Origin of the sequence: Streptosporangium sp. NPDC006007 (genome assembly GCF_040614315.1) — a bacterium.
Classification (GTDB): domain Bacteria; phylum Actinomycetota; class Actinomycetes; order Streptosporangiales; family Streptosporangiaceae; genus Streptosporangium.
Genome location: NZ_JBEXUG010000002.1, coordinates 122,375 through 146,498, shown reverse-complemented (window position 1 = coordinate 146,498; position 24,124 = coordinate 122,375). Strand labels below are relative to the sequence as shown.

General features: G+C 71.6%; 22 protein-coding genes and 1 riboswitch. Of the genes, 10 read left to right on the top strand and 12 right to left on the bottom strand.

Going from position 1 to position 24,124, the window contains the following annotated elements; translation table 11 throughout:
* Nucleotides 1-61: 61 nt before the first annotated feature.
* The 5 genes from ABZ194_RS02105 to ABZ194_RS02085 form a co-directional block, all read right to left on the bottom strand.
* Nucleotides 62-883 carry a sirohydrochlorin chelatase gene (locus tag ABZ194_RS02105; RefSeq protein ID WP_355590964.1) on the bottom strand — a complete coding sequence of 274 codons (822 nt, stop codon included), beginning with the start codon at nucleotides 881-883 and terminating at the stop codon, nucleotides 62-64.
* Complete coding sequence (locus ABZ194_RS02100; protein WP_355590961.1) at nucleotides 880-1,608, bottom strand: phosphoadenylyl-sulfate reductase; 729 nt, start codon at nucleotides 1,606-1,608, stop codon at nucleotides 880-882. The genes ABZ194_RS02105 and ABZ194_RS02100 overlap by 4 nt, the downstream gene beginning before the upstream one ends.
* Nucleotides 1,609-1,711: 103 nt before the next feature.
* Entirely contained in the window at nucleotides 1,712-1,855 is a 144-nt protein-coding gene (locus ABZ194_RS02095; RefSeq protein WP_355590958.1) for an Insertion element protein, read from the bottom strand.
* A 76-nt stretch (nucleotides 1,856-1,931) separates the two neighbouring features.
* Entirely contained in the window at nucleotides 1,932-3,602 is a 1,671-nt protein-coding gene (locus ABZ194_RS02090; RefSeq protein WP_355590955.1) for a nitrite/sulfite reductase, read from the bottom strand.
* Nucleotides 3,603-3,759: 157 nt separating this feature from the next.
* Entirely contained in the window at nucleotides 3,760-3,843 is an 84-nt protein-coding gene (locus ABZ194_RS02085; RefSeq protein WP_350917820.1) for a putative leader peptide, read from the bottom strand.
* Between the two features lie 336 nt (nucleotides 3,844-4,179).
* Here ABZ194_RS02085 and ABZ194_RS02080 point away from each other — a divergent pair, with 336 nt between their 5' ends.
* The 7 genes from ABZ194_RS02080 (at nucleotide 4,180) to ABZ194_RS02050 (ending at nucleotide 10,159) form a co-directional block, all read left to right on the top strand.
* On the top strand, nucleotides 4,180-5,004 hold the full coding sequence (locus tag ABZ194_RS02080) for a TIGR03084 family metal-binding protein (RefSeq protein WP_355591483.1): 825 nt from the start codon (nucleotides 4,180-4,182) through the stop codon (nucleotides 5,002-5,004).
* Nucleotides 5,005-5,016: 12 nt separating this feature from the next.
* Complete coding sequence (locus ABZ194_RS02075; protein ID WP_355590952.1) at nucleotides 5,017-5,415, top strand: YccF domain-containing protein; 399 nt, start codon at nucleotides 5,017-5,019, stop codon at nucleotides 5,413-5,415.
* A 78-nt stretch (nucleotides 5,416-5,493) separates the two neighbouring features.
* Entirely contained in the window at nucleotides 5,494-6,459 is a 966-nt protein-coding gene (locus tag ABZ194_RS02070) for a YihY/virulence factor BrkB family protein (protein WP_355590949.1), read from the top strand.
* 18 nt (nucleotides 6,460-6,477) lie between these two features.
* Nucleotides 6,478-6,560: riboswitch (ZMP/ZTP riboswitch) on the top strand.
* Between the two features lie 33 nt (nucleotides 6,561-6,593).
* The gene (glyA, locus tag ABZ194_RS02065; RefSeq protein ID WP_355590946.1) at nucleotides 6,594-7,850 is read left to right on the top strand and encodes a serine hydroxymethyltransferase; all 1,257 of its coding nucleotides are present in this window, start codon (nucleotides 6,594-6,596) and stop codon (nucleotides 7,848-7,850) included.
* A gap of 419 nt (nucleotides 7,851-8,269) precedes the next feature.
* Nucleotides 8,270-9,289: a ribosome small subunit-dependent GTPase A gene (gene rsgA / locus ABZ194_RS02060; protein ID WP_355590943.1), complete on the top strand. Its 1,020-nt coding sequence runs from the start codon at nucleotides 8,270-8,272 to the stop codon at nucleotides 9,287-9,289.
* Nucleotides 9,290-9,600: 311 nt separating this feature from the next.
* Entirely contained in the window at nucleotides 9,601-9,861 is a 261-nt protein-coding gene (locus tag ABZ194_RS02055; RefSeq protein WP_355590940.1) for a hypothetical protein, read from the top strand.
* A gap of 52 nt (nucleotides 9,862-9,913) precedes the next feature.
* Complete coding sequence (locus ABZ194_RS02050) at nucleotides 9,914-10,159, top strand: hypothetical protein (protein WP_355590937.1); 246 nt, start codon at nucleotides 9,914-9,916, stop codon at nucleotides 10,157-10,159.
* A 122-nt stretch (nucleotides 10,160-10,281) separates the two neighbouring features.
* Here ABZ194_RS02050 and ABZ194_RS02045 read toward each other — a convergent pair whose 3' ends face one another.
* From ABZ194_RS02045 to ABZ194_RS02030, 4 genes are all read right to left on the bottom strand, one after another.
* Nucleotides 10,282-10,596: a WhiB family transcriptional regulator gene (locus ABZ194_RS02045; RefSeq protein WP_012893126.1), complete on the bottom strand. Its 315-nt coding sequence runs from the start codon at nucleotides 10,594-10,596 to the stop codon at nucleotides 10,282-10,284.
* 103 nt (nucleotides 10,597-10,699) lie between these two features.
* Entirely contained in the window at nucleotides 10,700-11,614 is a 915-nt protein-coding gene (locus ABZ194_RS02040) for a sucrase ferredoxin (protein ID WP_355591480.1), read from the bottom strand.
* Nucleotides 11,615-11,926: 312 nt separating this feature from the next.
* Nucleotides 11,927-13,423 carry a glycerol-3-phosphate dehydrogenase/oxidase gene (locus ABZ194_RS02035; RefSeq protein WP_355590934.1) on the bottom strand — a complete coding sequence of 499 codons (1,497 nt, stop codon included), beginning with the start codon at nucleotides 13,421-13,423 and terminating at the stop codon, nucleotides 11,927-11,929.
* Complete coding sequence (locus ABZ194_RS02030; RefSeq protein ID WP_355590931.1) at nucleotides 13,420-14,142, bottom strand: TetR/AcrR family transcriptional regulator; 723 nt, start codon at nucleotides 14,140-14,142, stop codon at nucleotides 13,420-13,422. The genes ABZ194_RS02035 and ABZ194_RS02030 overlap by 4 nt, the downstream gene beginning before the upstream one ends.
* Before the next feature lie 46 nt (nucleotides 14,143-14,188).
* On the opposite strand from ABZ194_RS02030, the gene ABZ194_RS02025 reads away from it, so the two are divergent.
* From ABZ194_RS02025 to ABZ194_RS02015, 3 genes are all read left to right on the top strand, one after another.
* Entirely contained in the window at nucleotides 14,189-15,769 is a 1,581-nt protein-coding gene (locus ABZ194_RS02025; protein WP_355591477.1) for an FAD-binding oxidoreductase, read from the top strand.
* An 82-nt stretch (nucleotides 15,770-15,851) separates the two neighbouring features.
* Complete coding sequence (locus ABZ194_RS02020; RefSeq protein WP_355590928.1) at nucleotides 15,852-17,384, top strand: metallophosphoesterase; 1,533 nt, start codon at nucleotides 15,852-15,854, stop codon at nucleotides 17,382-17,384.
* A 12-nt stretch (nucleotides 17,385-17,396) separates the two neighbouring features.
* Entirely contained in the window at nucleotides 17,397-18,992 is a 1,596-nt protein-coding gene (locus ABZ194_RS02015) for a bifunctional 3'-5' exonuclease/DNA polymerase (RefSeq protein ID WP_355590925.1), read from the top strand.
* A gap of 10 nt (nucleotides 18,993-19,002) precedes the next feature.
* On the opposite strand, the gene ABZ194_RS02010 is transcribed toward ABZ194_RS02015, so the two are convergent.
* From ABZ194_RS02010 to ABZ194_RS02000, 3 genes are all read right to left on the bottom strand, one after another.
* Nucleotides 19,003-20,217, bottom strand: a complete 1,215-nt coding sequence (locus ABZ194_RS02010; RefSeq protein ID WP_355590922.1) for an MFS transporter — start codon at nucleotides 20,215-20,217, stop codon at nucleotides 19,003-19,005.
* A gap of 126 nt (nucleotides 20,218-20,343) precedes the next feature.
* Nucleotides 20,344-22,419 (bottom strand): protein kinase, encoded by a 2,076-nt coding sequence (locus ABZ194_RS02005; RefSeq protein ID WP_355590919.1) that lies wholly within the window; start codon nucleotides 22,417-22,419, stop codon nucleotides 20,344-20,346.
* A gap of 233 nt (nucleotides 22,420-22,652) precedes the next feature.
* The gene (locus ABZ194_RS02000) at nucleotides 22,653-24,062 is read right to left on the bottom strand and encodes a DUF1116 domain-containing protein (RefSeq protein ID WP_355590916.1); all 1,410 of its coding nucleotides are present in this window, start codon (nucleotides 24,060-24,062) and stop codon (nucleotides 22,653-22,655) included.
* Between the last annotated feature and the right edge of the window lie 62 nt (nucleotides 24,063-24,124).

Genomic DNA, 24,124 nt, shown 5'->3' with positions numbered 1-24,124 from the left:
CCGTCCACCCCGGGGCGTGGGCCCGCGGGGTGGTGCCCCCTCCCGGCCGGCGGGACCGAGGTCAGGCGGTGGCCGGCTGGACCGCCGGGCGCAGGGCCTGCTCGTAGCGTTCGACCAGGATGGTCGCGAGCTCCGGGGCGGCACCGAGCACGTCGGCGACGACATCGGCGCCCGAGGCCAGCGTGTCGGCGCGGACCTTGTCGGCGAAGTGCCCCGGGGCCAGCAGATAGGGGGCCACCACCACGCGTGGCGCCCCGGCGCCGAGCAGTCGCCGGACCTCCTGCGCGGGTGTGGGCCCGGTGGCCGAGGCGTAGGCGGCGGTCACCGACCACCAATCACGCCCCCGGGCGCAGTCCCCGGCGATTCCGGCGACCGTCGCGTTGGCCCGCCGGTCACTGGAACCGGCCGAGACCAGTACCACCGCGGTGCAGGGGTCGCCCGGCTCCACCCCGGCCTCGGCCAGTCGCCGCTCCAGAGCGTCGACCATCAGCGGATGCGGGCCCAGCGTGGCGCCCCGGTGCACGTGCAACGGTCTGCGGGCCGTCACCTCGGCCAGCGCACCGGGAATGTCCACGCGGCTGTGGTAGGCGGCGGTGAGCAGCAGCGGCAGCACCACCGCCTCCGACAGCCCGGACAGTGCCATGGCGATCGTCGGGGAGGCGTGGTCGAGGTAGGCGGTACGCACGGTGAGCTCTGGGCGTGCCCGCCGTACCAGGTCGAGCAGGTCCTCCACCGTCGCGGCGGCGCGCGGGTCGCGTGACCCGTGCGCCACCGCGATCAGCGGAGGCCCAGACGGCCCGGACGGCCCGGCGCACACGCGCCGGGCCGTGGTCGCCTCGCGCGGGTACCAGGCCGTGGCCGTGTTGCGGGTGTACCGGGTCATTGGTGGAGGCCGCATTCGGTTTTGGCGGTTCCGGCCCAGCGTCCGCTGCGGGGGTCGTGGCCGGGGGCGACGCGGCGGGTGCAGGGGGCGCAGCCGATGGAGGGGTAGCCGTCGTGGTGCAGGGGGTTGAGGAGGATGGCGTGGTCGGTCATGTAGGTGTCGGCGTCGTCCTGGGTCCAGCGCGCGATGGGGTTGATCTTGACCATCTGGCGTTTGGGGTCCCATTCGACGGGTTTGACGGTGGTGCGGGTGGTGGTCTCGTCGTGGCGGATGCCGGAGATCCAGGCGAGGTAGGGGCGCAGGGCCTGGTTGAGGGGTTCGACTTTGCGCAGGTGGCAGCAGAGGTCGGGGTTGCGGCCGAAGAGGCGGGGGCCGAGGTCGTGGTCCTGCTCGGCGACGGTGCGGGTGGGGGTGACGTCGATGAGGTTGATGTCGTGGACGTGGCGGACGGCGTCGCGGGTGCCGAGGGTTTCGGGGAAGTGGTAGCCGGTGTCGATGAACAGGACGTCGATGCCGGGTTTGACGCGGCTGACGAGGTGGATGAGGAGGGCGTCGCTCATGGAGGAGGTGAGGCAGAGGCGGTCGCCGAAGGTGGCGGCGGCCCAGCGGATGATTTCGGGGGCGGGGGCGTCGTGCAGGAATCGTCCGGCGGATTCGACGAGGTGCCGCAGGTCGAGGGGGTCGCGGTGCCGGGGTGATCGGATGTCGGCGTCGACGGTGGTCATCGGCTGTTCACCTCCTTCTTCTCCTCCGGGTGTTTGTTTCTCCTCTGTTCCCGCTTCTGTCTTTGTCTCTGCGCCGGGTGGGTGGTCGTGCCTTGGCTCCGGGTCATGACCGCGCTCCGAGTCCGAGGAATGTGAGTTTGAAGGCGCGGGCGCAGGAGCGGCAGTACCAGCCGCCGTGGTCCTCGTGGGGCTGGAGGTCCTCCTCGCCGCAGTAAGGGCAGTGGAAGGGGACGGCTCGCTCGCTCATCGGCTTCTCCCCGCGCGGTGGTCGTTGCTAGTGGTGTGGGTGTGCTTGTGGCCGGCGGCGCTGTGGTGGCGGGGGGTCATGTGAGGTCTGTCTCGTCGGCGCGACGGGCCCACTGGGAGAAGGTCTCGTCGGGGTCGCGTTGTTTGGTGTAGGCGCCGAGCACGCGTTCGATGTAGTCGGGCAGGTCGCGGGTGGTGGTTTTGAGGCCGCGGACTTTGCGGCCGAAGCCGGGGGCGGCGCCCAGGGAGCCGCCGAGGTGGATTTGGAACCCCTCGACCTGTTGCCCGGTGTGGTCGGTGACGAGCTGTCCTTTGAGGCCGATGTCCGCGGTTTGGATGCGGGCGCAGGAGTTGGGGCAGCCGTTGACGTTGATGGTCAGGGGCTGGTCGAAGTCGGGCAGGCGGCGCTGGAGTTCGTCGATGAGGTCGGCGGCGACGGTTTTGGTTTCGACGATGGCGAGTTTGCAGAATTCGATGCCTGTGCAGGCCATGGTCTGGCGGCGGAAGGTGGAGGGGTGGACGGGCAGGTCGTGGGCGTCGAGTTCGGTGACGAGGTGGTCGGCTTGGCCGGGGGGGACGTCGAGGATGACCATCTTCTGCTCGACGGTGGTGTGGACGCGGTGGGAGCCGTGTCGTTCGGCGAGATCGGCGATGAGGTGCAGGAGGGTGCCGTTGAGGCGGCCGGCTCTGGGGGCGAAGCCGATGGACAGGTTGCCGTCTTTTTGGGGGAAGACGCCGACGTGGTCGCGGCGGCCGCCACGAGGGGGCGCGGGGGCGGGTCCGTCGGGCAGGGGGTGGCCGAGGTATTCGGTTTCCAGGATGTGCCGGAATTTTTCCGGCCCCCAGTCGTTGAGGAGGAATTTCAGGCGGGCGCGGTGGCGGAGCCGGCGGTAGCCGTAGTCGCGGAAGATGCCGAGGACGGCGCCGTAGACGGCGTTGACGTGGTCGGGGGCGACGAAGACGCCGAGGCGTTGGGCGAGCATGGGGTTGGTGGACAGGCCGCCGCCGACCCAGAGGTCGTAGCCGGCCTGGCCGGTGGGCGTGATGACGCCGACGAAGGCGACGTCGTTGATTTCGTGGACGGTGCAGTGGGCGGGGCAGCCGCTGAGGGCGGTTTTGAATTTGCGGGGGAGGTTGGAGTAGGCGGGGTCGCCGATGTAGGTGTCGTGGATTTGCCGGATGTGGTCGGTGGCGTCGATGGTTTCGTCGGCGTCGATGCCGGCGAGGGGGCAGCCGATGATGACGCGGGGGGTGTCACCGCAGGCTTCGGTGGTGGATAGACCAACGGTTTCCAGGCGGTCCCAGATGTCGGGGACGTCTTCGATGCGGATCCAGTGGAGCTGGATGTTCTGGCGGTCGGTGACGTCGGCGGTGTTCCGGGCGTACTGGGTGGAGATATCGGCGATGACGCGGAGTTGGGTGGTGGTCAGGCGGCCGCCGTCGATGCGGATGCGGAGCATGAAGTAGCGGTCGTCGAGTTCCTCGGGGGTGAGGATGGCGGTTTTGCCGCCGTGGATGCCGGGCTTGCGCTGGGTGTAGAGGCCGTACCAGCGCATGCGGCCGCGCAGATCGGTGGGGTCGATGGAGTCGAAGCCGTGCTTGGCGTAGGTGTTGATGATGCGGTGGCGGACGTTGAGGCCGTTGTCGTGGTGTTTGTTTTCCTCGTTCTGGTTGAGGGGTTGGTGGTGCCCGAGGGCCCATTGGCCTTCGTTACGCGGGGGGGTGGCTGGTTGAGCGGGAGTCGTCATGAGCGCGCGTCTCCTTCGGCGAATCGGTGAGATGATTTCCGGACGCGCGCAGGCGATTCTCGCCGCCTCATGGCCGAGCGCGGTGAGGTGTTCGGTCGCGAAAGAGAAGGACGCCTGTCACGCGCCCGGGCTGGACGAAATCAGCAAGGGGCGACGGTCAACGGACGTCGCAACAGATGGCACTGCGGACACGCAGGAGGTCGACGTGGCGTCGCACGACGAGCAACGGGTCCGCTGGCATGGTCACGACGATACCTTGATGACCCGAGATGTCCAATGTGTGGTCCAAAATCTGGACTCTTCCCAGGCTCAACCTTGGCGTGGCCGGCTCAGGCCGGACTCCTTGACCTCATCCGCGTTATCGGGGGCCTGGTGCTGGCAGTCGCACCATGAGCCGCCCCGGCACTCGTCGTGCCTGCGGTCCTTGCACCTGTCGCAGATCACCCTCCCATTGTGCGGGAGCCTGTGCGGGAGTTCCGCGCGGAACGCCGGCATAGAAGATCTCTAAGGGAGTTCCTTCCAGAACATCGCTCCGTTACCCTTGCCTGAACCCTGACGAGGAGGTGCCGTGGGCCTGATGGGCGAGCTGCTGGCGGATCTACGCGCCGAGACCGACGAGCTCGACACCATGATCCAAGGACTCGATCCGGCCGCCTGGGAGCTGCCGACCCCCGCGGAGGGCTGGGCGGTGCGCGACCAGATCAGCCACCTCGCCTACTTCGACGACGCCGCCGTCACCGCCGCGACCGACCCCGAGGGGTTCCGCGTCACGCTGCCGGCCTTCCTGGCCCGCGGCGACTCCGCGGCGGACGAGATCGCCGCCTCCACCCGCGACCTCGGCCCCGCCCGGCTCCACGACTGGTTCCGCGAGGCCAGGGCCCGGTGCCTGGAGGTCTTCGCCCGGCTGGACCCCGGCACCAGACTGCCCTGGTACGGACCCGACATGTCCGCCGCGTCCTTTGTCACCGCGCGGCTGATGGAGACCTGGGCTCACGGGCAGGATGTGGCGGACGCCCTCGGGGTGGTGCGGATCCCCACCGCCAGGCTCAGGCACGTGGTGACGATCGGGGTCCTGGCCATCCCGTACGGCTTCGCGGTGCGGGGCCTGCCGCCACCGCCCCGCCCTCTGCGGGTGGAGCTGACCATGCCCGACGGGTCGTGGTGGACGGCCGGGCCGGTAGGGGCTCCGGACCTGATCAGGGGGACCGCCCTCGACTTCTGCCTGCTCGTGGTCCAGCGCCGCCATCTCGACGACACCTTCCTGGAGGTGCGGGGCGAGACCGCGCGGACGTGGGCGGGGATCGCCCAGGCGTTCGCCGGAGCGCCGGGTAGGGGGCGGGCCCCTCTCGCATCGGGGATCTCTCAGGGACGCACCCGATGGAGCGGGTCGTGTTCCACCTGACATGCTCAGATCATGCGCACTCTGTTGAATGTCATCTGGTTGGTGTTCGCGGGGATCTGGCTGGCCATCGGCTATGTCGTCGCGGGCATCGTCTGCTGCATTCTGATCATCACGATCCCGTTCGGCGTCGCGTCGTTCAGGATCGCCGCCTACGCGCTGTGGCCCTTCGGGCGAACCGTGGTACGCGACCCCGGCGCGGGGTGCCTGTCCACCGTCGGGAATGTGATCTGGTGTGTCGTGGCCGGGATCTGGCTGGCCATCGGTCACCTGCTGACCTCGATCCCGCTCTTTCTGTCGATCATCGGCATCCCGATGGGGATCGCCAACATCAAGCTGATCCCGGTCTCGCTGCTGCCGCTGGGCGCCCGGATCGTCGACGTGGATGACGCCGACGCGTTTTACCGCAGGTAGCGGCGGCAACGCACCCGAGATTCGATCGTTGCCGAGTGAACTCGTGATCAAGAGACGCTGGGCATACCGTTGGGTGACATGACGTCCACCGACGCTCCGGCAGGCCGGCGCGGACCCGGAAGACGCCCACCGCGTGGGCGCCGGGCCCGCCTGCGCGCCGGCCTGTCCTGGGTGCGCGGCACGGACACGTGGGCACTGGCGAGCGCCACCACGAACGCGGGCGTCACCTACCGGGTGACCGGTCTGGCCGGTGAGGCGGCCTTCTTCGCGCTGCTGTCGCTGCCGCCGTTCATGCTCGGCCTGATCGGCGTGCTCGGTCAGCTCACCCGGGTGTTCGGCCCGGAGACGGTGCAGAACGTCAGAACCTGGATCGAGACCCAGGCCCATCTGCTCTTCACCGACAACGCCGTGAACACCGTCGTCACCCCGCTCATCGACGACGTGCTGAACCCCGAGAACCAGGTCTCGCTGATCTCGCTGGGCTTCCTGCTGGCGCTCTGGTCGGGCTCGCGGGCCCTGTTCGTCTACGTGGACCTGATCTCGGTCGCCTACGGGCTAGGCGAGGAGCGCGGCATCATCCGCACCCGCCTGATGTCCTTCGGCCTCTACCTCGCCGGCCTGATGGTCGGGCTGCTGGTCATGCCCGTACTCGTGCTGGGCCCGGTGGTGCTGCGCGCCGCCCTGCCCCTCGACTACGCCGGGCTGGTGAACAGCCTCTACTGGCCCGTGGTCGTCGTCGGCTCCGTGTTCTTCCTCACCCTGCTCTACCACGTGAGCGTGCCGGTGCGGACGCGCTGGTGGCGGGAGCTGCCGGGGGCCGTACTCGCCCTCATCATCTGGATCGCCTGCGCCGCCGTACTCCGTGCGGTGCTGGCCGTCTGGTTCTCCCCGGTCTCCATCTACGGCTCGCTCGCCGCTCCGATCGCGGTGCTCCTGTGGCTGTACATCACCGCGCTGGCGGTGCTCATCGGAGCGACGCTCAACGCGGAGGTGGACCGGCTCTGGCCTGTGGACGGTTCAGGCCGCGCCGCCCGTGCGGGCTGAGTACCACAGGTCCGCTATCGTCTAAAGCGCGACTGGCGCATTGGGTGGGAGAGACCACCGGGGAGCGGAAGAAGCGGAGGCCGTACGCCTGGGTCTCCGTGCGTTGTCAACCATGACAGGGGAGTGAAGGCGCCATGGGTTCTCTATCTAACGTCGATCCGCAGATCGCCGAGCTCATCAGGGCGGAGGAGCGCCGTCAGGCCGACACCGTCAAGTTGATCGCCTCGGAGAACTACGTTTCCAAGGCCGTTCTTGAGGCCACCGGCACCGTCCTCACCAACAAGTACTCCGAGGGGTATCCGGGCAAGCGTTACTATGAGGGCCAGCAGGTCATCGACCAGATCGAGACCCTCGCCATCGAGCGGGCCAAATCCCTGTTCGGCGTGAACCACGCCAACGTGCAACCCTATTCGGGCTCGCCCGCGAACCTCGCCATCTACCTGGCCTTCCTGAAGCCGGGCGACACCGTGATGGGGATGGGCCTGCCGTTCGGCGGTCACCTCACCCACGGCTGGTCGGTCTCGGCCACCGGCAAGTGGTTCACCCCGGTCCGGTACGGCGTGCGCCAGGACACCGGCCGGGTCGACATGGACGAGGTGCGGGAGATCGCCCTCCGTGAGCGGCCCAAGCTGATCTTCTGCGGTGGCACCGCCATCCCGCGCACCATCGACTTCCCCGCCTTCGCCGAGATCGCCCGTGAGGCCGGCGCCGTCCTCGCCGCCGACATCGCCCACATCGCCGGTCTGGTGGCCGGTGGCGCCCACCCGTCGCCGGCCGGCCACGCGGACGTCATCTCCACCACCACGCACAAGACCCTGCGCGGTCCCCGGGGCGCGATGCTCATGGCCACCTCCGACGAGCACGCCACGGCGCTCAACAAGGCCGTCTTCCCCGGCCTGCAGGGCGGCCCGCACAACCACACCACCGCGGCCATCGCGGTGGCGCTGAAGGAGGCGGCGGCCGACGACTTCAAGGACTACGCGCGCCAGATCGTCCTGAACGCCCAGGCGCTGGCCGAGGAGCTCAAGGGCCGGGGCTTCGACCTGGTCTCCGGTGGCACCGACAACCATCTGATCCTGCTCGACCTGACCCCCAAGGGCATCGGCGGCAAGCCCGCCGCGCAGGCCCTGGACCGGGCCGGTCTGGAGACCAACTACAACAGCGTGCCCTTCGACACGCGCAAGCCGTTCGACCCCTCGGGCATCCGGATCGGCACCGCCGGCGTGACCAGCCGGGGCATGGGCGTGGCCGAGATGCGGCAGATCGGCGCCTGGATCGACCAGGTCGTCAGTGCCCTGGCCAAGGACGAGGACGAGGCCAAGCACGTCGTCACCCGCGTCCACGGTGAGGTGCGGGAGATGACCGGCCACTTCCCGGCTCCCGGTCTGTGAGCTGATCGGTGTGCGGCCCCGGGATCCACGGTGGACTTCCCGGGGCCTTTTGGCGTGCCCGCCCGCCGTACGGGGACACGCGGATATCGGCGGGGAGGCGGGGGAACACCGGGGCGACACGGCGAAAAAGGGTTTGCGGGGGACGGGTGGGCCTGGGGTATGGTGCTGCCGAGGCCGCGGTCACGGAGACGGGCGGCCACCGGCGCTGGAGGTGAGGACTATGCGGGTCGTTCTGATGAACCTGCCGTCAATCAGCCTCCGGGTGCCCGTCTAGCCGACGTCGAGCAGGGGCACCCGCCATCCCAAAGGGTGTACCCACGTTGTTCTCCTCTGCTTTTTCCGATTTCTCTTCTCTGTTCTCGTTCGGCTGGAACGACTCTCTCGCCGCCGAGCTCCCCGCAGGTCTGACCCCCGCCCGGGTGGCGCGGGTCGACCGAGGCGCCGCCGAGGTGCTGCACGCCTCCGGCCGGCTTCAGGTCCACTACGGCGCCCAGGTACGGCGGGCCGCCGCCGCCGATCCGGTCGCCCTGCCCTGTGTCGGGGACTGGGCCGCGCTCCGCGAGCTGCCGGAGGGCCGCTTCGAGCTTGAGGCTCTCCTGCCCCGCCGGACCGCGTTCGTGCGCGGCGGGGTCGGCCGGGTCTCCCGGAGCGGCCTGTCCGGGGACTCCCAGGGGCAGGTGCTCGCGGCCAACGTCGACCTCGTGTTCGTCGCCGAACCGGCCCTGCACGCCACCGACACCGCCGACCTGGGCCGGATCGAGCGGCTGCTCGCGCTGGCCTGGGAGAGCGGCGGGCGGCCGGTGGTGCTCGTCACCAAGGCCGACCTCATCGGCGAGGGCCTCGACTTCCTGATGCGGGAGGTCGCCACCGCGGCGCCGGGGGTGGACGTGCACCCGGTCTGCTCCCTCACCGGAGAGGGCGTCGACATCGTGCGCGGCCATCTGGAGGGGAGGCGCACCGCCGTGGTCCTGGGGGCCTCGGGCGCGGGCAAGTCCACGCTGGTCAACGCGCTCGCAGGGGAGTCGGTGATGGAGACCCAGCAGGTCAGGGCCGGAGACGCCAGGGGCCGTCACACCACGGTGCACCGCGAGCTCATCGCGCTCTCCGGCGGCGGTCTCATCATCGACACGCCCGGCATCCGCCGTATCGGCCTGTACGACATGGGGGAGGGCGTGGACATGGCCTTCTCCGACATCGAGGATCTCGCCAGGCGCTGCCGCTTCGCCGACTGCCTGCACGACAGCGAACCGGGGTGCGCGGTGCTCGCCGCGATCGAGGACGGCTCGCTCCCCGAACGGCGGCTGGACAGCTGGAACAAACTCCAGCGCGAGGCCACCTGGATGGCGTCCAGAGGTGACGCGCGGCTCCGTAAGGAACTGCAGAACAAGTGGAAGATCATCCACAAGGAGATGCGCAAGTCCGGCCGGAACCGTCCCTGACATCCCGGAGCCGCCGGGGTGACGCGCGACCCCCGCCCCCGGCGCACCGGGGGCGGGGGGTGTTCGCCCACGTCACCCGGGTCCGGCTGGGCGCCGTCCGTTTCAGCGACCCGGCGACTGTTCTGTTCTCGACGGTCCGCCAACCATCACTATGGGTTGAGTTTTGCTAACTCTGAGTAGGTAAACCTTTAAGTGTGACAGCTGGTTCGCGGGGACGCGCATCCTCCAGGTGCCTTAGGGCGGCGCGGTGGATCGCGATCCTTCTCTGCCTGGGGCTCTGCCTCGGCTGGCATCCGGGGGATCCGGCTCTGATGGCCGAGCGGCCGTGCGCCGAGACGGTCACGGGTGACCCGCACCCCCTCGACGAGGTGCCGGCCTCGCCGGCCTCTCAGGAGGTCGGCTACCGGCGAGGCCCGTGCGCGCCGACCGGTGCGCCGGGACCGTTCCGCGCCCCCGCGGCGGGCCCGCTCCCGGCCGTACGGCCGGGCCGTACGGTGGCCGCCGCGTTCTTCCCGGTCCCGTCGCCGGCCGGGGCCCATCGGCTGATTCTGCTGGGTGTCTCTCGCATATAGGCCGGACGGCTCGCCGCCCGGACCCCACAGCACCGATGCGAAGAGAGAGCACATGCGAGAGATTCACGCCATCGCCGAGGACTGGGACTTCCAGTGCCTGCGCTGCCTGCACATCTGGGGAGATCTCTACGAGGCCTATCACGCCGCTGACGGGCGTGCCGTCATGTGGCGGAGAAAGGGGATCATCACCACTCCGCCGTGGGTGGACCAGAGCTGCCCTAACTGCTCGGCCTCCCAGGTGAAGCCCCTGCCGTCACGCGGCCGGAGGGACATTCCGCCGATTCCGCCGCAGGGCTGACCGGAGTCTCTCCGCGTTCTCCGCCGGCGGGCGGAGCATCCGGCCGTACACAACAACGTGTGATCTCGCAGGGGAATCAGCGAGATCACACGTCAAGGGGGAAGCCGGGTGGAGGGTACTGCTCAGGCGACGGCGCTGATGCCGGCGCTGGCGGCGCGGCGCATACGACGGCGACGCTCGGAGGCGCGCTCGTCCTCGTTCAGACCGCCCCAGGTGCCGTACTTCTCCGGACGGGACAGTGCGTAGTCCAGGCACTCCGCGCGGACCGGGCACTGGGCGCAGATGGCCTTGGCCTTCCGTTCACGGATGTCACGCTCAGGCTGACGCTCACCGTCAGGACCGAAGAAGAGCACGAGGTCCTCGCCCCGGCACGCGGCGTCATCCTGCCAGCCCCAGCTGGGCCGTGGCCGGGCGGTCTGCCGACGTACCTGAGACATGAGAAAACCACCTTCTAGTGAGAGGTATTCCGGGTTGATGCCGCATTGGACGCTTACAACGCCCCTGGGTCCAACGCCTGGATTGGCCGTGATGTTCCCTTAGTCAGATCAAGACGGGCGTGGTGTACCGCACAGGGGTGAGCCTGTCCAGCGAGACCAGCCGATAGGTAGTGATCGTGTCGGCGCAAGCCGTACCACATGGCGTTGTCAGCGTCATGGGTTCAACCACTACCCGAAAACGAGCGCCACTACCGCGCACAAACGCCTCGGTGGTGATGCCGTCCGACCTGGAGGACTCCACGGCCACTCCGCCGACCGAGAGCTCGCCCGTGTGGGCACGGACGAAATGCTCGGCGGCTTGCAGTGGCTCAGGGATGCCTGCGCGTCCCCGGAAACGGTCGAGGATGACCTCGCCGGACCGGTACGCATCGGCTGCCGCGATCGCGGCAGCCTGAGACATGCTGCCGTAGTAAAGGCCGTGTGGCAAGCACACTAGGTTGGCGGCGTATCGATCGCCACCAACATGTGATGTTTCCCATACTCTGTCTGGCAGCACACGCGCCAGTGACCGAGCGAGAGGTAGTCCAATGCGGGCGCAGCACGCGTTGCGCTTGGCATGCGTGCAGACCAGAAAAACCGGCTCACTCACAAGTATGCAGGACTCCGGGACCACTCCGGCCACCAAGGCGTTCAGGTCAAGATCGTGTGGACCTGCGACGACGCCCTCGGCGAGCCACGGGTGGGCGGACGCGGAGTCGGCGACCATGACGTGAATGCCGGTCTCCGTGGGGTTCCGGCGCCCGGGGCGGCGGATCAGCTGGGGGCGGACGCCGAGATCTGTGGCCCGTTTGATAAGGGTGTGCACACCTTCGGGAAGTCGGCAGTCCTCCAGGTGGGACGCCCAGGGGCCGGGGTGCTCGACAAGCAGCCAGAACCGTGTCCCCACCGTGGCACTGGCGAGAACAGGCAGGTCACCGGTGTGACAGCCTGCGGGATGCGTGCAGCCCCTGACCGTCATATCCGAAACACTCCCCGTGGTCACGCCTACCCCCTATGCAAACTTAGGTAAGACTAACCTAACAGCCTTGAAGGTGTGGTGTGAGACGACCGGAAATCGGGGAGTGTCCGCTCTACGCCTTCGGGCGGGCCGGTGTCAACAGAGCCGCCCAATAAAGTCGTTCCACTCTGCCGGGCCGATGGGCACTGCTTCAATGACCCGGTGCCGGGCCCAGGGGTCCGGCCAACCGGCGGCCTCCCGTCGGCGGGCCGGCGCGTTCCACCCTGAGCCGGCGGTCAGGGTCCGGCGGCCGCCTCTCCCGGCCGGCTCCGCTCAGCGGGCCAGTGCCGCCGTCGCCGCCGGAAGGGCGGCGGCCCGATCCCCGGGGACCAGGCCGATCCGGGTGCGGCGGTCGAGCAGGTCGTCCACGTTCAGTGCCCCCTCGTGCCGGACGGCCCAGACGAGCTCGGCCCCGGTGACCCCGGTGGGCAGCGGCTCGGCCAGGGCCGGATCCTCCACCGCCAGCGCCCGCACCGCCGCGGCCTCGCCCCCGTAACGCTCCACCAGTCGTCGTGGCACCCCGCCGGTGGCGCCGGTGGCGCCGACCAGGGGCAGCCGCGCCGTGCGGCTCTCGCCCGCGCCGAGACGCCCGAGCGACACCGCCCGGTCCACCGCGTCCTCGGCCATCCGCCGGTAGGTGGTGAGCTTGCCGCCCACGATCGTGACCACCCCGTCCCGCGAGGTCAGCAGCGCGTGCCTCCTGGACAGGTCGGCGGTCCGCCCCCGCGCGGCCAGCAGCGGGCGCAGCCCGGCGTAGGCCCCGGCCACCTCGTGCCGGCCGACCGGCGTCTCCAGCACCGAGTTGAGCACGTCGAGCAGGAACGTCACGTCCTCCTCCGGGGCCTCCGGGACGTCGGGGAGCACCCCCTCCACCGGCTCGTCGGTGAGCCCGACGTGGATGCGGCCGTCGGCCTGGGGGAGCACCAGCACGAACCGGTTGCCCTCGCCGGGGATCGGCACGTGCAGCCCGGTGGTGAGCCCCGGCAGGGTCTGTGGCCGGAGCACCAGATGGGTGCCGCGCGAGGGCCGCATCTCGATGCCCGGGATGAGGCCGGCGGCCCAGACCCCCGTGGCGTTGATCACGGTCCTGGCCCGGATCGTGAAGACGTCCCCGGTGAGCTCGTCACGGACCAGAGCCCCGTCCCCGGTCACCTCCAGGGCCCGGCAGCGGGTCAGTACCCTGGCCCCCCACGACGCGGCCGTCCTGGCCAGCGCGACCACCAGCCGGGCGTCGTCCACCAGCCGGCCGTCCCAGGACAGCAGCGCGCCACGCAGCCCCCGCGGGTTCAGCGGCGAGGCCAGGCCGAGCGCCCGTCCGGCGCGGATCCGCGCCGGGCCGGGCAGCAGGCGGCGGGGTGTGCCCGCGGCCGTCCGCAGCCCGTCACCGAGCCGGTAGCCGGCCATCACCGTCGCCGCCCGCGCCCCGGACACCCCCGGGGTCAGCGGCAGCAGGTAGGGCTGGGCGCCGACCAGGTGCGGGGCGGTGCGGCGGAGCAGGATCCCGCGTTCCACGGCGCTCTCGTACGCCACCCCCACCTGCCCCCTGGCCAGGTAGCGGAGCCCGCCGTGGATCATCTTGGAGCTCCACCGGGAGGTGCCGAACGCCAGGTCGTGGGCGTCGATCGCGGCCACGGAGAGCCCCCTGGAGGCCGCGTCGAGCGCCGCGCCGGCACCGGTGGCACCCAGCCCGGCGACCAGCACGTCCACCACGAGGCCGCGGACCTCGGCGAGCTCGCGCGAGCGCCGCGCGGCGTTGAGTGAGGGGTTCACGGTCGGAGGTACCTCTCCAGGAGGGTGGTGAGCTCGGCGTCCAGGTCGTCGCGGGTGAGCGGGGTGAGCATGGCCGGGCCGGACAGCAGGAACGACTGGGCGGTCAGCATGATCGCTCCGGCCAGCCTCGCCGGGTCGCCGGGCCGTACGGTGCCCAGCGCCTGACCCCGGATGAGGGCCGACTCGACCAGCGAGAGCATGGCCTCGTGACTGGAGCCCCTGCGCCGCAGCAGGTACGGCAGGAGCAGCTCCGGGTCCACCTCGACGATCTTGCGCCAGAGCGGGTGGTCGCGCAGCGCCCCTACCACCGCCACCGCCGCGGTGACCGGGTCCTCGGTGGCGAACCGGCCGGCGACGAGCACCCACTCGCGGGTCATCAGGTCGGCGACGAGAGCGCGCACGTCGGGCCAGCGGCGGTAGATCGTCATCCGGGAGAGCCCGGCCCGGCGGGCCACCTCGGTGAGCGTGGTCCGCCGGACCCCGACCGCGAGCACCACCTCCCTGGCCGCGTCCAGAACCGGGTCCGGAACCGGGTCGGGAGCGGTCGGAGCGGTCGGAGCGGCCGGGCCGGGCGACGGCGGGGGGGCGGCCGGGCCGGGAGGCGGACCGGGCACGGCTGCGCCGGACGCCGAGCCGGAAGGCCGGTCGAAAGGCTGATCGGGAGCGGAGGCGGAACCGGGGTCGCCGTCTCCGGACGCGTTGTGACGAATAGACGTCATGTGTCACAGTGTAAAGGTGAAAACTCCGACAGGCGGTGCGGCACCCATGCTCTGGTCCGGCTGGGGCGACCCCGCCAGGGCCGCCGACCTGCCCGAGCCGGTCCGCCGGCTGCTGGGGGACATGCTGGGCGTGCGCGCGCCGGAGACCCCGGCCGTGAGCCTCGGCGAGGTGCGGCTGCCCGCCGTGGCGCTGCCGCCGCCTGTCCTCGCCGAACTGCGTGCCGCCACGGGCGCCGGTCACGTGCGCCTCGACGATGACGCCCGTATCCGGCACACCCGGGGCAAGTCCACCCCCGACCTGATCCGGATGCGCGCGGGTGACGGTTCCGACGCGCCCGACGCCGTGGTGCTGCCCGGCTCCCACGCCGAGGTGCTGGAGGTGCTGCGGGTCTGTGCCGCCCACCGGGTCGCGGTCGTCCCGTTCGGCGGGGGCACCTCGGTCGTCGGTGGCCTGGTGGCCACCCGGCGGGGTTTTTCCGGGGTCGTCGCGCTGGACCTGAGCCGGCTCGACCGGCTCGTCTCGGTGGACGCCGAGTCGATGGTGGCCGAGATGGAGCCGGGGCTGCGCGCGCCGCTGGCCGAGCGGCTCCTCGCCGGGCACGGGCTCACCCTGGGCCACTTCCCCCAGTCGTTCGAGTACGCCACGCTGGGCGGCTTCGCCGCGGCCCGGTCCAGCGGTCAGTCCTCGGCGGGATACGGCCGGTTCGACGACATGGTCGTCGGCATGACCGTGGCCACCCCGCGCGGCACCCTCGACCTCGGCCGCGCGCCCAGGTCGGCCGCCGGGCCCGACCTGCGGCAGGTGTTCCTCGGTTCGGAGGGCGCGTTCGGGGTGATCACCTCGCTCCGGCTCCGTGTCCGGCGGGCCCCCGCCGAGCGGCGCTACGAGGGCTGGCGGTTCGAGTCGTTCGCGGCCGGCTCGGCCGCGCTCCGGCGCCTCGCCCAGGACGGCCCGCCGCCCACCGTGCTCCGGCTCTCCGACGAGACCGAGACGATGGTCGGCCTGGCGGGACCGGACGGGATCGGCACCCTCGCGGCCGGTGCGGGCTGCCTGGTCGTCGCGGGATACGAGGGCGGCGAGGAGGTGCCCGCCAGGCGCGAGCGCGCCGCGGCCGTGCTCTCCGGGCTCGGCGGCGTCCATCTCGGCCCGGAGCCGGGCGAGTCCTGGGCGCGCGGCCGCTACTCGGCCCCCTATCTGCGTGATTCCCTGCTCGCCGCGGGGGCCACCGTGGAGACGCTGGAGACCGCGGGGTTCTGGTCCAACCTGCCCCGGCTCTACGACGCCGTGCGGGGCGCGCTGCACGCCTCGCTCGGCTCGCCGCTGGTGATGTGCCACATCTCCCACGTGTACGACACGGGTGCCTGCCTCTACTTCACGGTCGTCACGGCGCAGGGCGGCGACCCCCTCGCGCAGTGGGAGGCGGCCAAGCGCTCGGCCGGTGAGGCGATCGTCGCGGCCGGGGGGACGATCTCGCACCACCACGGGGTCGGCCGCGACCACCGTGAGGCCCACGCGGCCGAGATCGGCGAGCTGGGCGTGGAGATCCTGCGCGGGATCAAGGACCGGCTCGATCCGGAGGGCGTTCTCAACCCCGGTGTGCTGATCCCCCGGCGGCCGGTCGGCTGACGGCCCCCCGTCCCCGCTTCTGAGGTCGCCGGGCTTCCCCGACCCGGGTGCGTCTTCGTAAGATCAACGCCAAAATACGGTCATGGTTGATATAGGGCGGGTCGCGGAGCGCGGGCGGGAGGTCTCCTCCCGGGTCTCCGAGGAGGGGGCCGGCTGGTCCTGCGTTCAGATCGGCGGCTTCAAGGACCTGCGTCCCAACAGGGACACCTTCACCTGGTTCCGGCCGCGGACCCTCTGGAAGTCCAGGAACGAGATCATCGCGGGCCTGCTGGGCGACCCCTCGGGCCGGCTCCGCTCCCGCTGGACGGCCTCCCAGCGGGAGCGGGGCGTGGATCCCTCCTTCCGGGTTCCCGTGGACGTCGCCCCCGAGTTCTCCTTCCTCGTCCTCGGCGACACCGGCGAGGGGGACGCCTCGCAGTACGCCGTCGTCCCCGGCCTGCTCAAGGTCGGCGAGGGCACCGCGTTCGCCGTCATCGCCAGTGACGTGATCTACCCCGCCGGCTCCGGCAACGAGTACGACGACAAGTTCTTCCGTCCCTACAAGGACTACCGGGCGCCGATCTACGCGGTCCCCGGCAACCACGACTGGTACGACGGGCTCGGCGGCTTCATGCGCGTCTTCTGCGACGCCCCCGCGCCGGAGGCCGCGCCGGGCAGGGCCGGGTTCTCGCTCGCCGGACTGCGCGAGCTGCTCTGGCGCAGACCGGACGAGGTCGACGAGACCGCCCTGGCCAGGGCGCGCGAGCGCAGGGCGCTGCCCGAGCAGCGGGCCGCGCAGCCCGCGCCGTACTGGGCGCTGGAGACGTCCGGCCTGCTCATCGTGGGGGTGGACACCGGGATCCACAGCAGCCTGGACTCCGAGCAGGCGCGATGGCTGCGCGAGGTCTCGCTGGATCCCCGGCCCAAGGTGCTGATCACCGGCAAGCCGATCTACACCCGCAACGAGTACAAGCCGTCCAGGCTCGAAGGCGGCGGCACGATCGACGACATCGTCACCGATCCCGCGCACAACTACGTCGCGGCGATAGGCGGTGACGTGCACAACTACCAGCGCTTCCCGGTCAGGACCGGTGACCGGACGATCCAGTACATCGTGGCGGGCGGCTCGGGGGCCTTCATGCACGCCACCCACACGATTCCCCGGATCACGGTCGGCGGTGTGCACGAGGACGACTACCGGTGCTACCCGCTCCGCGGCGACTCGCTGTCGTTCTACAGCAAGCTCTACAGCGAACGGCTCCGTATGCGCTGGCTCTACCTCACCCCCCAGGAGGGGGTGGCCCTGATGTCGGAGCGGATCGGCAACACCCCGCCCAGGGACATCCCGCCCATCCCGATCACGCGGCGGATGCGGTGGGCGGCCGGGATCCTCGGTGGCCGGCCGATGCCGTTCCGGCTGCCGGTGGGCACGGTCTTCCACCGCTATCTGTCGGAACTGTCCGACTGGGACACCCCGCCGTTCTTCAAGAGCTTCCTGCACGTCTCGGTGACCCCGAGGACGCTGAGGATCCGCTGCTTCGCCGCCACCGGCTGCCTGCCGCAGGAGGTGGAGCCCCCGATGGAGGACGAGGTCGAGATCCCGCTCCCCCCGCCGGGAACCGTCGGCCCGGCGTGACAGGGTGGGCGGATGAACGTGGCAGTCGCCGCCGGCCCCGGCATCGCGGGCGTCCTACGACCCGACGGGCGAGGTGCCGAGACCGTCGCCGACCTGGCGGCGGCCGTGCGGGAGCTGGAGTCCGCGCGGCCCCGCTGGATCTGGGCCGACACCCGGGAGATCTACCCCGCGCTCCTCGACGCCGGGGTGCGCCTGGCGCGCTGTCACGACCTGGCGCTGACCGAGAGCCTCCTCCTCGGCTACGAGGGGCGTCACGGCGAGCCCAGGTCGATCCGGGCCGCCCACGCCCGGCTGCACGGCCTGGAGGTGCCACAGGATCACCACGGTCCGCAGGCGCGGCAGGCGACGCTGTTCGGGGAGGAGCCTCCGCCGCCCGACGCCGACCTGGTCGCCGAGGTCCACGCCGATCAGCTCCGGCGGATCGAGGCCACCGCCGCCCCCGGGCGTTTCCGGCTGCTGGTGGCCGCCGAGTCGGCGGGGGCGCTGATCGCGGCGGAGATGGGCCACGAGGGCATCCCCTGGCGGGAGGACGTGCACGACGAGCTGCTGACCGGCCTGCTCGGCCCGCGTCCGGTGCACGGCATGCGGCCCGCCAGGCTCCAGGCCCTGGCCGATCAGGTCTCGGCGGCCTTCGGCGCGCCGTTCAACCCCGACTCCCCGCAGCAGATCGTCAAGGCGTTCAAGTCCGTGGGCGTGCCCGTCGCCTCCACCCGGGCTCACGAGATCAAGGACGTCGACCATCCGGGCGTGGCGCCCCTGCTCGCCTACAAGGAGCTGGCCAGGATCCACAGCTTCCACGGCTGGTCCTGGGCCGACCAGTGGGTCCGGGACCACCGGCTGCGGCCCGAGTACGTCGTGGGCGGAGTGGTGTCGGGTCGCTGGGCCACCAGCGGCGGTGGCGCGCTGCAGATCCCCAAGGTGATGCGCAGGGTCGTGGTGGCGGACGAGGGCTGGACGCTGGTCGTCGCCGACGCGGCCCAGCTCGAACCCCGGGTGCTGGCCGCGATGGCGGGCGACGAGGGGCTCGCCGGGGCCGCCGGGCAGATCGACCTCTACCAGGCGCTGGCCCAGGCGTTCGGCGGTGAGCGTGACCACGCCAAGATCGCCATGCTGTCGGCGATGTACGGCGGGACCAGCGGTGACGCGCCCAAGCTGCTGGCCGTGATGCGGCAGCGCTTCCCCCGGGCCCACCGGTTCGTGGAGGAGGCCGCCCGGAGGGGGGAGGAGGGCAGATCGGTCCGATCCTGGCTCGGCCGCACCTCCCCGCCGCCCTCGGCCCGCTGGCGGGAGCTGGTCTTGGGCCCGGACGGCGGGCGGGCGGCCCGAGATCGGGGCCGGTTCACCCGTAACTTCGTGGTGCAGGCGACCGCGGCGGAGTGGGCGCTCACCCTGATGGCCGTGCTGCGCGGGCTGCTGCCCGCGCCGGCCGCGCTGGTGTTCTTCCAGCACGACGAGGTGATGGTGCACTGCCCCGCCGGGCTCGCGGACGAGGTGATCGCGGCGGTGGGCCGGGCCGCCGAGGAGGCGACCCGGCTGCTGTTCGGCCCGACCCCGGTGCGCTTCCCGATGCAGGCCGTCGCGGTGCGGTGTTACGCCGACGCCAAGTGAGGGCGGGCGGTCACGTCCGTCTCGGCGTCAGCCACACACCGGTGATCGTCACCATGACCGCCACGCCCGCGCCGAGCACGCCGTAGGAGAGGGTGCCCACGATCACTCCGGCGATCACCGTGCCGGTCGCTCCGCAGACGTTCATCAGCAGGTCCGACAGCCCCTGTACGGCCGGGCGGCGCTCCAGCGGAACGGCCTCGGTGAGCATGGCGGAGCCGGCGATCAGCCCGCAGGACCAGCCGACGCCGAGCAGCGCCAGCCCGGCGGTCACCTGCACGACGTCGTCCGCGTCCGCCAGGCCGGAGAGGACGGCGGAGGCGAGCAGCAGCCCCATGCCGAGCACGAGCACCTGGATCCGGCCGATCCGGTCGGCCAGCCATCCGACCAGCGGGGACAGCACGTACATGCCCGCGATGTGCAGGCTGATCACGATGCCGATGACCGCGTAGGTCGCGCCGCCGTGGTTGAGGTGCACCGGTGTCATGGACATGACCGACACCATCGCCGTGTGGCTGACCGCGATCGCGACGAGTGCCCGGGCCGCGGCCGGCGTCTCGCGCAGGGTCTGCCACGCGGTGCGCAGCGTGCCCTTGCCCGGCTTGCCTGACTTGCCCATTGTGTCCTGGGCGGCCGGGGGAGGGGCGATCGAGCGGGCGAGCAGCAGCGGGTCGGGGCGCAGGCCGGCCAGGATGATGGCCGGCGCGATCACGAAGGTCAGGAGGGCGAGCGCGAACGGGCCGGTATCCGGGGCCAGCCCGAGCAGACGGCCGAGGTGCTCGGCGGGTTCGGCGAGGTTGGGGCCGGCCACCGAGCCGATCGTGGCGGCCCACACCACCCATGACAGGTGCCGGGCCGAGTGACCGGGCGGGGACAGGTCGGTCGCGGAGTAACGGGAGGCCAGGTTCCCCGCGCTGGCACCGCCGAACAGCACCAGCCCGCCGAGCAGCAGCGGCCACGACCGCACGGTGATGGCGATCACCGCGATCAGGCTGCCGAGCAGGGCGCACCCGTAGGCCAGGGTCAGTCCGGCCCGCCGTCCGCCCCTGCCCGAGGTTCTGGCGGTGGGCAGCGCCAGCAGCGCGGCGCCGAGCACGGTGGCCGTTCCGGCCAGTCCGCTGATCGTCACGGAGCCGGAGAGCTCGGCGACCACCAGCGAGCTGAGGGAGAGCCCCATCGCGGCGCCGATCCCGCTGGTGATCTGCGCGCCGGACAGCACGATGAGCATCCGCCGCTGCAGGGCGGCGACTTCTACGGTTTTCTTAGGGGAAATGACGGGATCTGAGGGGATTATGGCCACATGCGAATTTTGTCATTACTGGTCAGGTGGCCAGAGGGCGCGTACCGCCCAGGGTCAGCTCGCCGAGGCGAAGGTGTCGAAGAAGATCTGCCGGAGCTCGTCGCTCCTCTCCCAGTCGAGGTCCTGCACCGTGAAGGTGATCAGGTAGGCGGTCTGGCCGTTGACCGCGACGTAGCGGGTCAGCCCGTGCATGGGAACGGCGCCGCCGGGCTGGACGTAGGTGTACTCCCAGTCGGCGGCCCGCCACGTGCCGTATTGCACGGGCGCCATCCCGATTTCGGTGTACTCGTCCAGGCCCTTCCTGTCGGCCCGTTCGAGCGCGGACATCGGGTCGCCGACCGGGACCTCGGTGACGGCGACGCCCTGCCCGCTGTCCTTCGGCCCAGAGAAGGTCACCGCCCCGCCGTCCCGGGTCTTCACCGTCCAGCCCTTGGGCAGCGCCGCGGAGACGCGGCCCTCGCTCAGCGTCTGGTAGCCCTCCGGGACCTCGGAGGTCACCCGGGACGGTGACACCGGATCGGAGGACGTGGGGGACGCGCCGGTGCCCGGCGCGCCGGAGGAGGACGGCGCGAGCAGCGTGGTGACCAGTACGACGAGCACCGTGACCAGCGCCGCGACGCCCCCGGCCAGCAGCAGGCGCCGTGTCGGACGGCCGTCGCGCATCCAGGCGCCGTCGTCCGGCGCCCGGCGCCGCGAGCCCCTGCGGCCTCCGGACCGGCCGGGCACGGCCGAGGGCTTCGAGTCCCGCGCGGCGTCATGGCCGCCCTGGGGGGCGATGGGCCAGGGCGCGGCCTCGGCCGAGGTGGGGATCTCGGCGGCCGAGGCGGGCGGCCCGGGGGGCCGGGCTCCGGATGACGGGCCGAAGGACGTGGCGCCGGGAAACTCGCCGGAGAGGCCCTCCGGCGGTGGTCGTCCGAGATCGCCGACGGGGCTGCGCAACGCGTCGTAACCGCGTCCGTGCCCTCCGGCGTGGACCCCGGCGTGGATTCCGGCCACGGCCGCCCCCGCGACGGGCCGTCCCGGCGCGGACGGCGGGTCCGGGCGTCCGCCCGCGAGGCCGGAGAGGGCCGCGTGGTCCGCCCGCGGTTCCACCGGCGGGTCGTACGGCACCCGCACCGGGCCCGAGGGGGTCTCGATGATCCGTGAGGGCATCGGACCGGCGGGCCTGTCCGGGCGCGATATGAGGTGCATCGGCACCGAGCCGCCCAGGGCCGGTGAGGGCTCCTCCGTGACGGGCTCCCGGCCGGGGGTGGGCGAGCCGTGGCTGCGCAGCACCCGCTCCAGCAGGTCCGACACCTGCGCGGCGGTCATCCGGTCGGCCGGCTCCTTGCGGAGCAGGCCCTCGATGGCGGTTATCAACGCCCCCGCCCGCTGCGGCCGGCCGGGCTCCTGGGTGAGGATCGCGCCGAGCACGGCCACCGCGTCGGGCCCCTCGTACGGCGGGCGCCCCTCGACCGCCGCGTAGAGCGTGGCACCGAAGGACCACAGGTCGGAGGCCTGCGTATACGGCCGGCCGGAGAGTCGCTCCGGCGGGATGTAGGCGGGTGAGCCCATCAGCAGGCCGGTCTGGGTGATCGTGACGTCGCCCTCTATCGCGGCGATGCCGAAGTCGGTGAGCACCACCCGGTCGGAGGTGAGCAGCACGTTGCCGGGCTTGACGTCGCGGTGCAGGATCCCGGAGGCGTGGGCGTGGCGGAGCGCGTCGAGCACCCGGATGCCGATCTCGGCGGCCTGGGGCACCGGCAGCGGGCCGCTCTGCCGTACGGCCTGCTCCAGGGACCACGCGCGGACCAGCTCCATCACGATCCAGGGGCGGCCGTCCTCCTCGACCACGTCGTGGACGGTGACGATCCCGGGGTGGCTGAGCCGCGCCGCGGAGCGGGCCTCGCGCATCATGCGCCGGTGGGCCACCTGCGTCCCGGCGTGGTCGAGGCCGTAGGGGAGGATCAGCTCCTTGACCGCGACGTCGCGGTCGAGCAGGACGTCGTGCGCGTGCCACACCATGCCCATGCCGCCGCGGCCGACCGGCGACATCAGGCGATAGCGCCTGCCGACCAGCCTGCCCTGTCCGTCCGATGCGGTCGCGCTGATTTTCTCGTCCTCCGAACCGATGGGGGTCCCGCCGAGCAAGCGATCATGCTCCTTCCCCGTAACCAACCCTATTCGCAAGGTTGGCCACGATATCGGGGTTCCAATCGGCAAGGAAGTTGATGTTTACAGAAAGCGCACTGTGACATTTGTCGGCGGCGGACCCTTCCCGGAGGAGGGGGCGTCATCCGCGCTCTGACGTCGGATGACGTGGCCGGCCTCCGTCGTTACGGCCGGGCCGCCCGGTTTCTCGCCGAGGTTTATCGCTTATTTGATCACTTATCCGATTTTGCGCTACGGTCCGCGGCCTCGGCCAGTGCGGTCAGGGCGGAGGTGAAAGCCGAGGCGGGCGGGTTCACCAGACCCGCGCCCACCTGTCCCGTTCCCGCGATCCGGCCGGCGATGCCGGTGTTGACGGTGGGCAGCAGCCCCGTTCTGGCGACCAGTGTGACGTCGACGCCGACCGGCGTGCCCCGGAAGCCGAGACCGGGGATCTGATAGGAGGGGTGCTCGGCGAGGGTGATCTCGTACATGGACCGGGTGGCCGCGGTCGCGTCCGACACGTCGCCGCCGACGAACCGGACGATCGCCGGGGCGGCCGCCATCGCGAAGCCGCCCAGGCCGGCAGTCTCGGTGATCGTGGAATCACCGATGTCCGGGTTGGCGTCCGCCGGGCCGTACGCGCCGAGATAGAGCCCGTCGGGCACGCCCGCGGGACCGGTGAACCAGCGGTCGCCCAGCCCGGAGACCTGGACGCCGAAGTCCGTGCCGTTGCGCGCCATCGCGACGACCAGGGTCGAGCCCGGGACATCCCTGGCGGCGTCCGCGCTCACCTTGCAGGCCGCCATCCCCGCGTTGAGGAAGAAGTGGTCGTTGCCGCCGATGAAACGCAGCACCTCGGCCGCGTGGCGGGGAGCGGCGTCCACGACCCCGCAGGCCAGCTCCCGCACCAGCAGCGAGGTGGCGGCGCGGTTGCGGTTGTGCAGCTCGTCGCCCATCTGCAGGGCCTGCGCGATCAGCGACCTCAGGTCCAGCGGCCCCGTCAGCTCCAAGGTGTCCCGCAGCGCCGGACCGAGCACCTCGCCCATCCAGCGCAGCCGCTCCAGCACCTCGGGGCCGTAGGCGCCGTAGCGCAGCACCTTGCCCAAGCCCTCGTTGAGCGAGCAGTAGGCGGTGCCGCCGTGCTCGGCGTCACGCACCTCGAACATCCACATCGACGGGCTGACCACACCCGCCATCGGCCCCACCGCCCGCCGGCCGTGGCAGGGCTCCAGGCGGGCGTGTCCCGCGGCGAGCCGCCGCTCTGCGTCGGAGACGTCGGAGGCCAGCCCTTCGAGCAGCATCGCGCCGATGAGCGCGCCCCGCATCGGGCCCGAGGCGCGCTCCCAGCCGATCGGCGGGCCGGCGTGCAGGAAACAGCCCTCGGCCAGATCCAGCGCCTCGCCTGCCCGCCGTACCCCGACGAGCCGGGGCCTGGCCGACAGCAGGCGGCCCACGGCCGTCTCGTTGGCGCGGACCCTGCGCGGGTCGGCCAGCACCCGGGCGAGGTCGCCGGCGGTGCCGGGCATCGGCGGGCGCCAGTCCACCCCCACCCTGGGCACGGCCTGCGCGTCCAGCGCCTCGCCGAGCATCTCGGCCCCCACCGTGATCACGCGGGGCTCCCCGGAGAGCATGGGCGGCGTCATGGACCCCTCCTGAGTGAGGAACGGCGGTTCACGACCGGACGGTCGCCACCGCGGCGCGGCGG

Excerpts from the sequence above, each read along its gene's own strand:
- ABZ194_RS02045 (WP_012893126.1), bottom strand. The coding sequence starts at position 10,596 with ATGTCTCAGGTACGTCGGCAGACCGCCCGGCCACGGCCCAGCTGGGGC.
- ABZ194_RS02015 (WP_355590925.1), top strand. The coding sequence starts at position 17,397 with ATGAACGTGGCAGTCGCCGCCGGCCCCGGCATCGCGGGCGTCCTACGA.
- ABZ194_RS02050 (WP_355590937.1), top strand. The coding sequence starts at position 9,914 with ATGCGAGAGATTCACGCCATCGCCGAGGACTGGGACTTCCAGTGCCTG.
- ABZ194_RS02030 (WP_355590931.1), bottom strand. The coding sequence starts at position 14,142 with ATGACGTCTATTCGTCACAACGCGTCCGGAGACGGCGACCCCGGTTCC.
- ABZ194_RS02080 (WP_355591483.1), top strand. The coding sequence starts at position 4,180 with ATGGGCGAGCTGCTGGCGGATCTACGCGCCGAGACCGACGAGCTCGAC.
- ABZ194_RS02070 (WP_355590949.1), top strand. The coding sequence starts at position 5,494 with ATGACGTCCACCGACGCTCCGGCAGGCCGGCGCGGACCCGGAAGACGC.
- ABZ194_RS02090 (WP_355590955.1), bottom strand. The coding sequence starts at position 3,602 with ATGACGACTCCCGCTCAACCAGCCACCCCCCCGCGTAACGAAGGCCAA.
- ABZ194_RS02085 (WP_350917820.1), bottom strand. The coding sequence starts at position 3,843 with ATGCCAGCGGACCCGTTGCTCGTCGTGCGACGCCACGTCGACCTCCTG.
- glyA (WP_355590946.1), top strand. The coding sequence starts at position 6,594 with ATGGGTTCTCTATCTAACGTCGATCCGCAGATCGCCGAGCTCATCAGG.
- ABZ194_RS02095 (WP_355590958.1), bottom strand. The coding sequence starts at position 1,855 with ATGAGCGAGCGAGCCGTCCCCTTCCACTGCCCTTACTGCGGCGAGGAG.
- ABZ194_RS02100 (WP_355590961.1), bottom strand. The coding sequence starts at position 1,608 with ATGACCACCGTCGACGCCGACATCCGATCACCCCGGCACCGCGACCCC.
- ABZ194_RS02025 (WP_355591477.1), top strand. The coding sequence starts at position 14,189 with ATGCTCTGGTCCGGCTGGGGCGACCCCGCCAGGGCCGCCGACCTGCCC.
- ABZ194_RS02075 (WP_355590952.1), top strand. The coding sequence starts at position 5,017 with ATGCGCACTCTGTTGAATGTCATCTGGTTGGTGTTCGCGGGGATCTGG.
- ABZ194_RS02105 (WP_355590964.1), bottom strand. The coding sequence starts at position 883 with ATGACCCGGTACACCCGCAACACGGCCACGGCCTGGTACCCGCGCGAG.
- ABZ194_RS02000 (WP_355590916.1), bottom strand. The coding sequence starts at position 24,062 with ATGACGCCGCCCATGCTCTCCGGGGAGCCCCGCGTGATCACGGTGGGG.
- ABZ194_RS02040 (WP_355591480.1), bottom strand. The coding sequence starts at position 11,614 with ATGACGGTCAGGGGCTGCACGCATCCCGCAGGCTGTCACACCGGTGAC.
- ABZ194_RS02055 (WP_355590940.1), top strand. The coding sequence starts at position 9,601 with ATGGCCGAGCGGCCGTGCGCCGAGACGGTCACGGGTGACCCGCACCCC.
- ABZ194_RS02010 (WP_355590922.1), bottom strand. The coding sequence starts at position 20,217 with ATGCTCATCGTGCTGTCCGGCGCGCAGATCACCAGCGGGATCGGCGCC.
- ABZ194_RS02020 (WP_355590928.1), top strand. The coding sequence starts at position 15,852 with ATGGTTGATATAGGGCGGGTCGCGGAGCGCGGGCGGGAGGTCTCCTCC.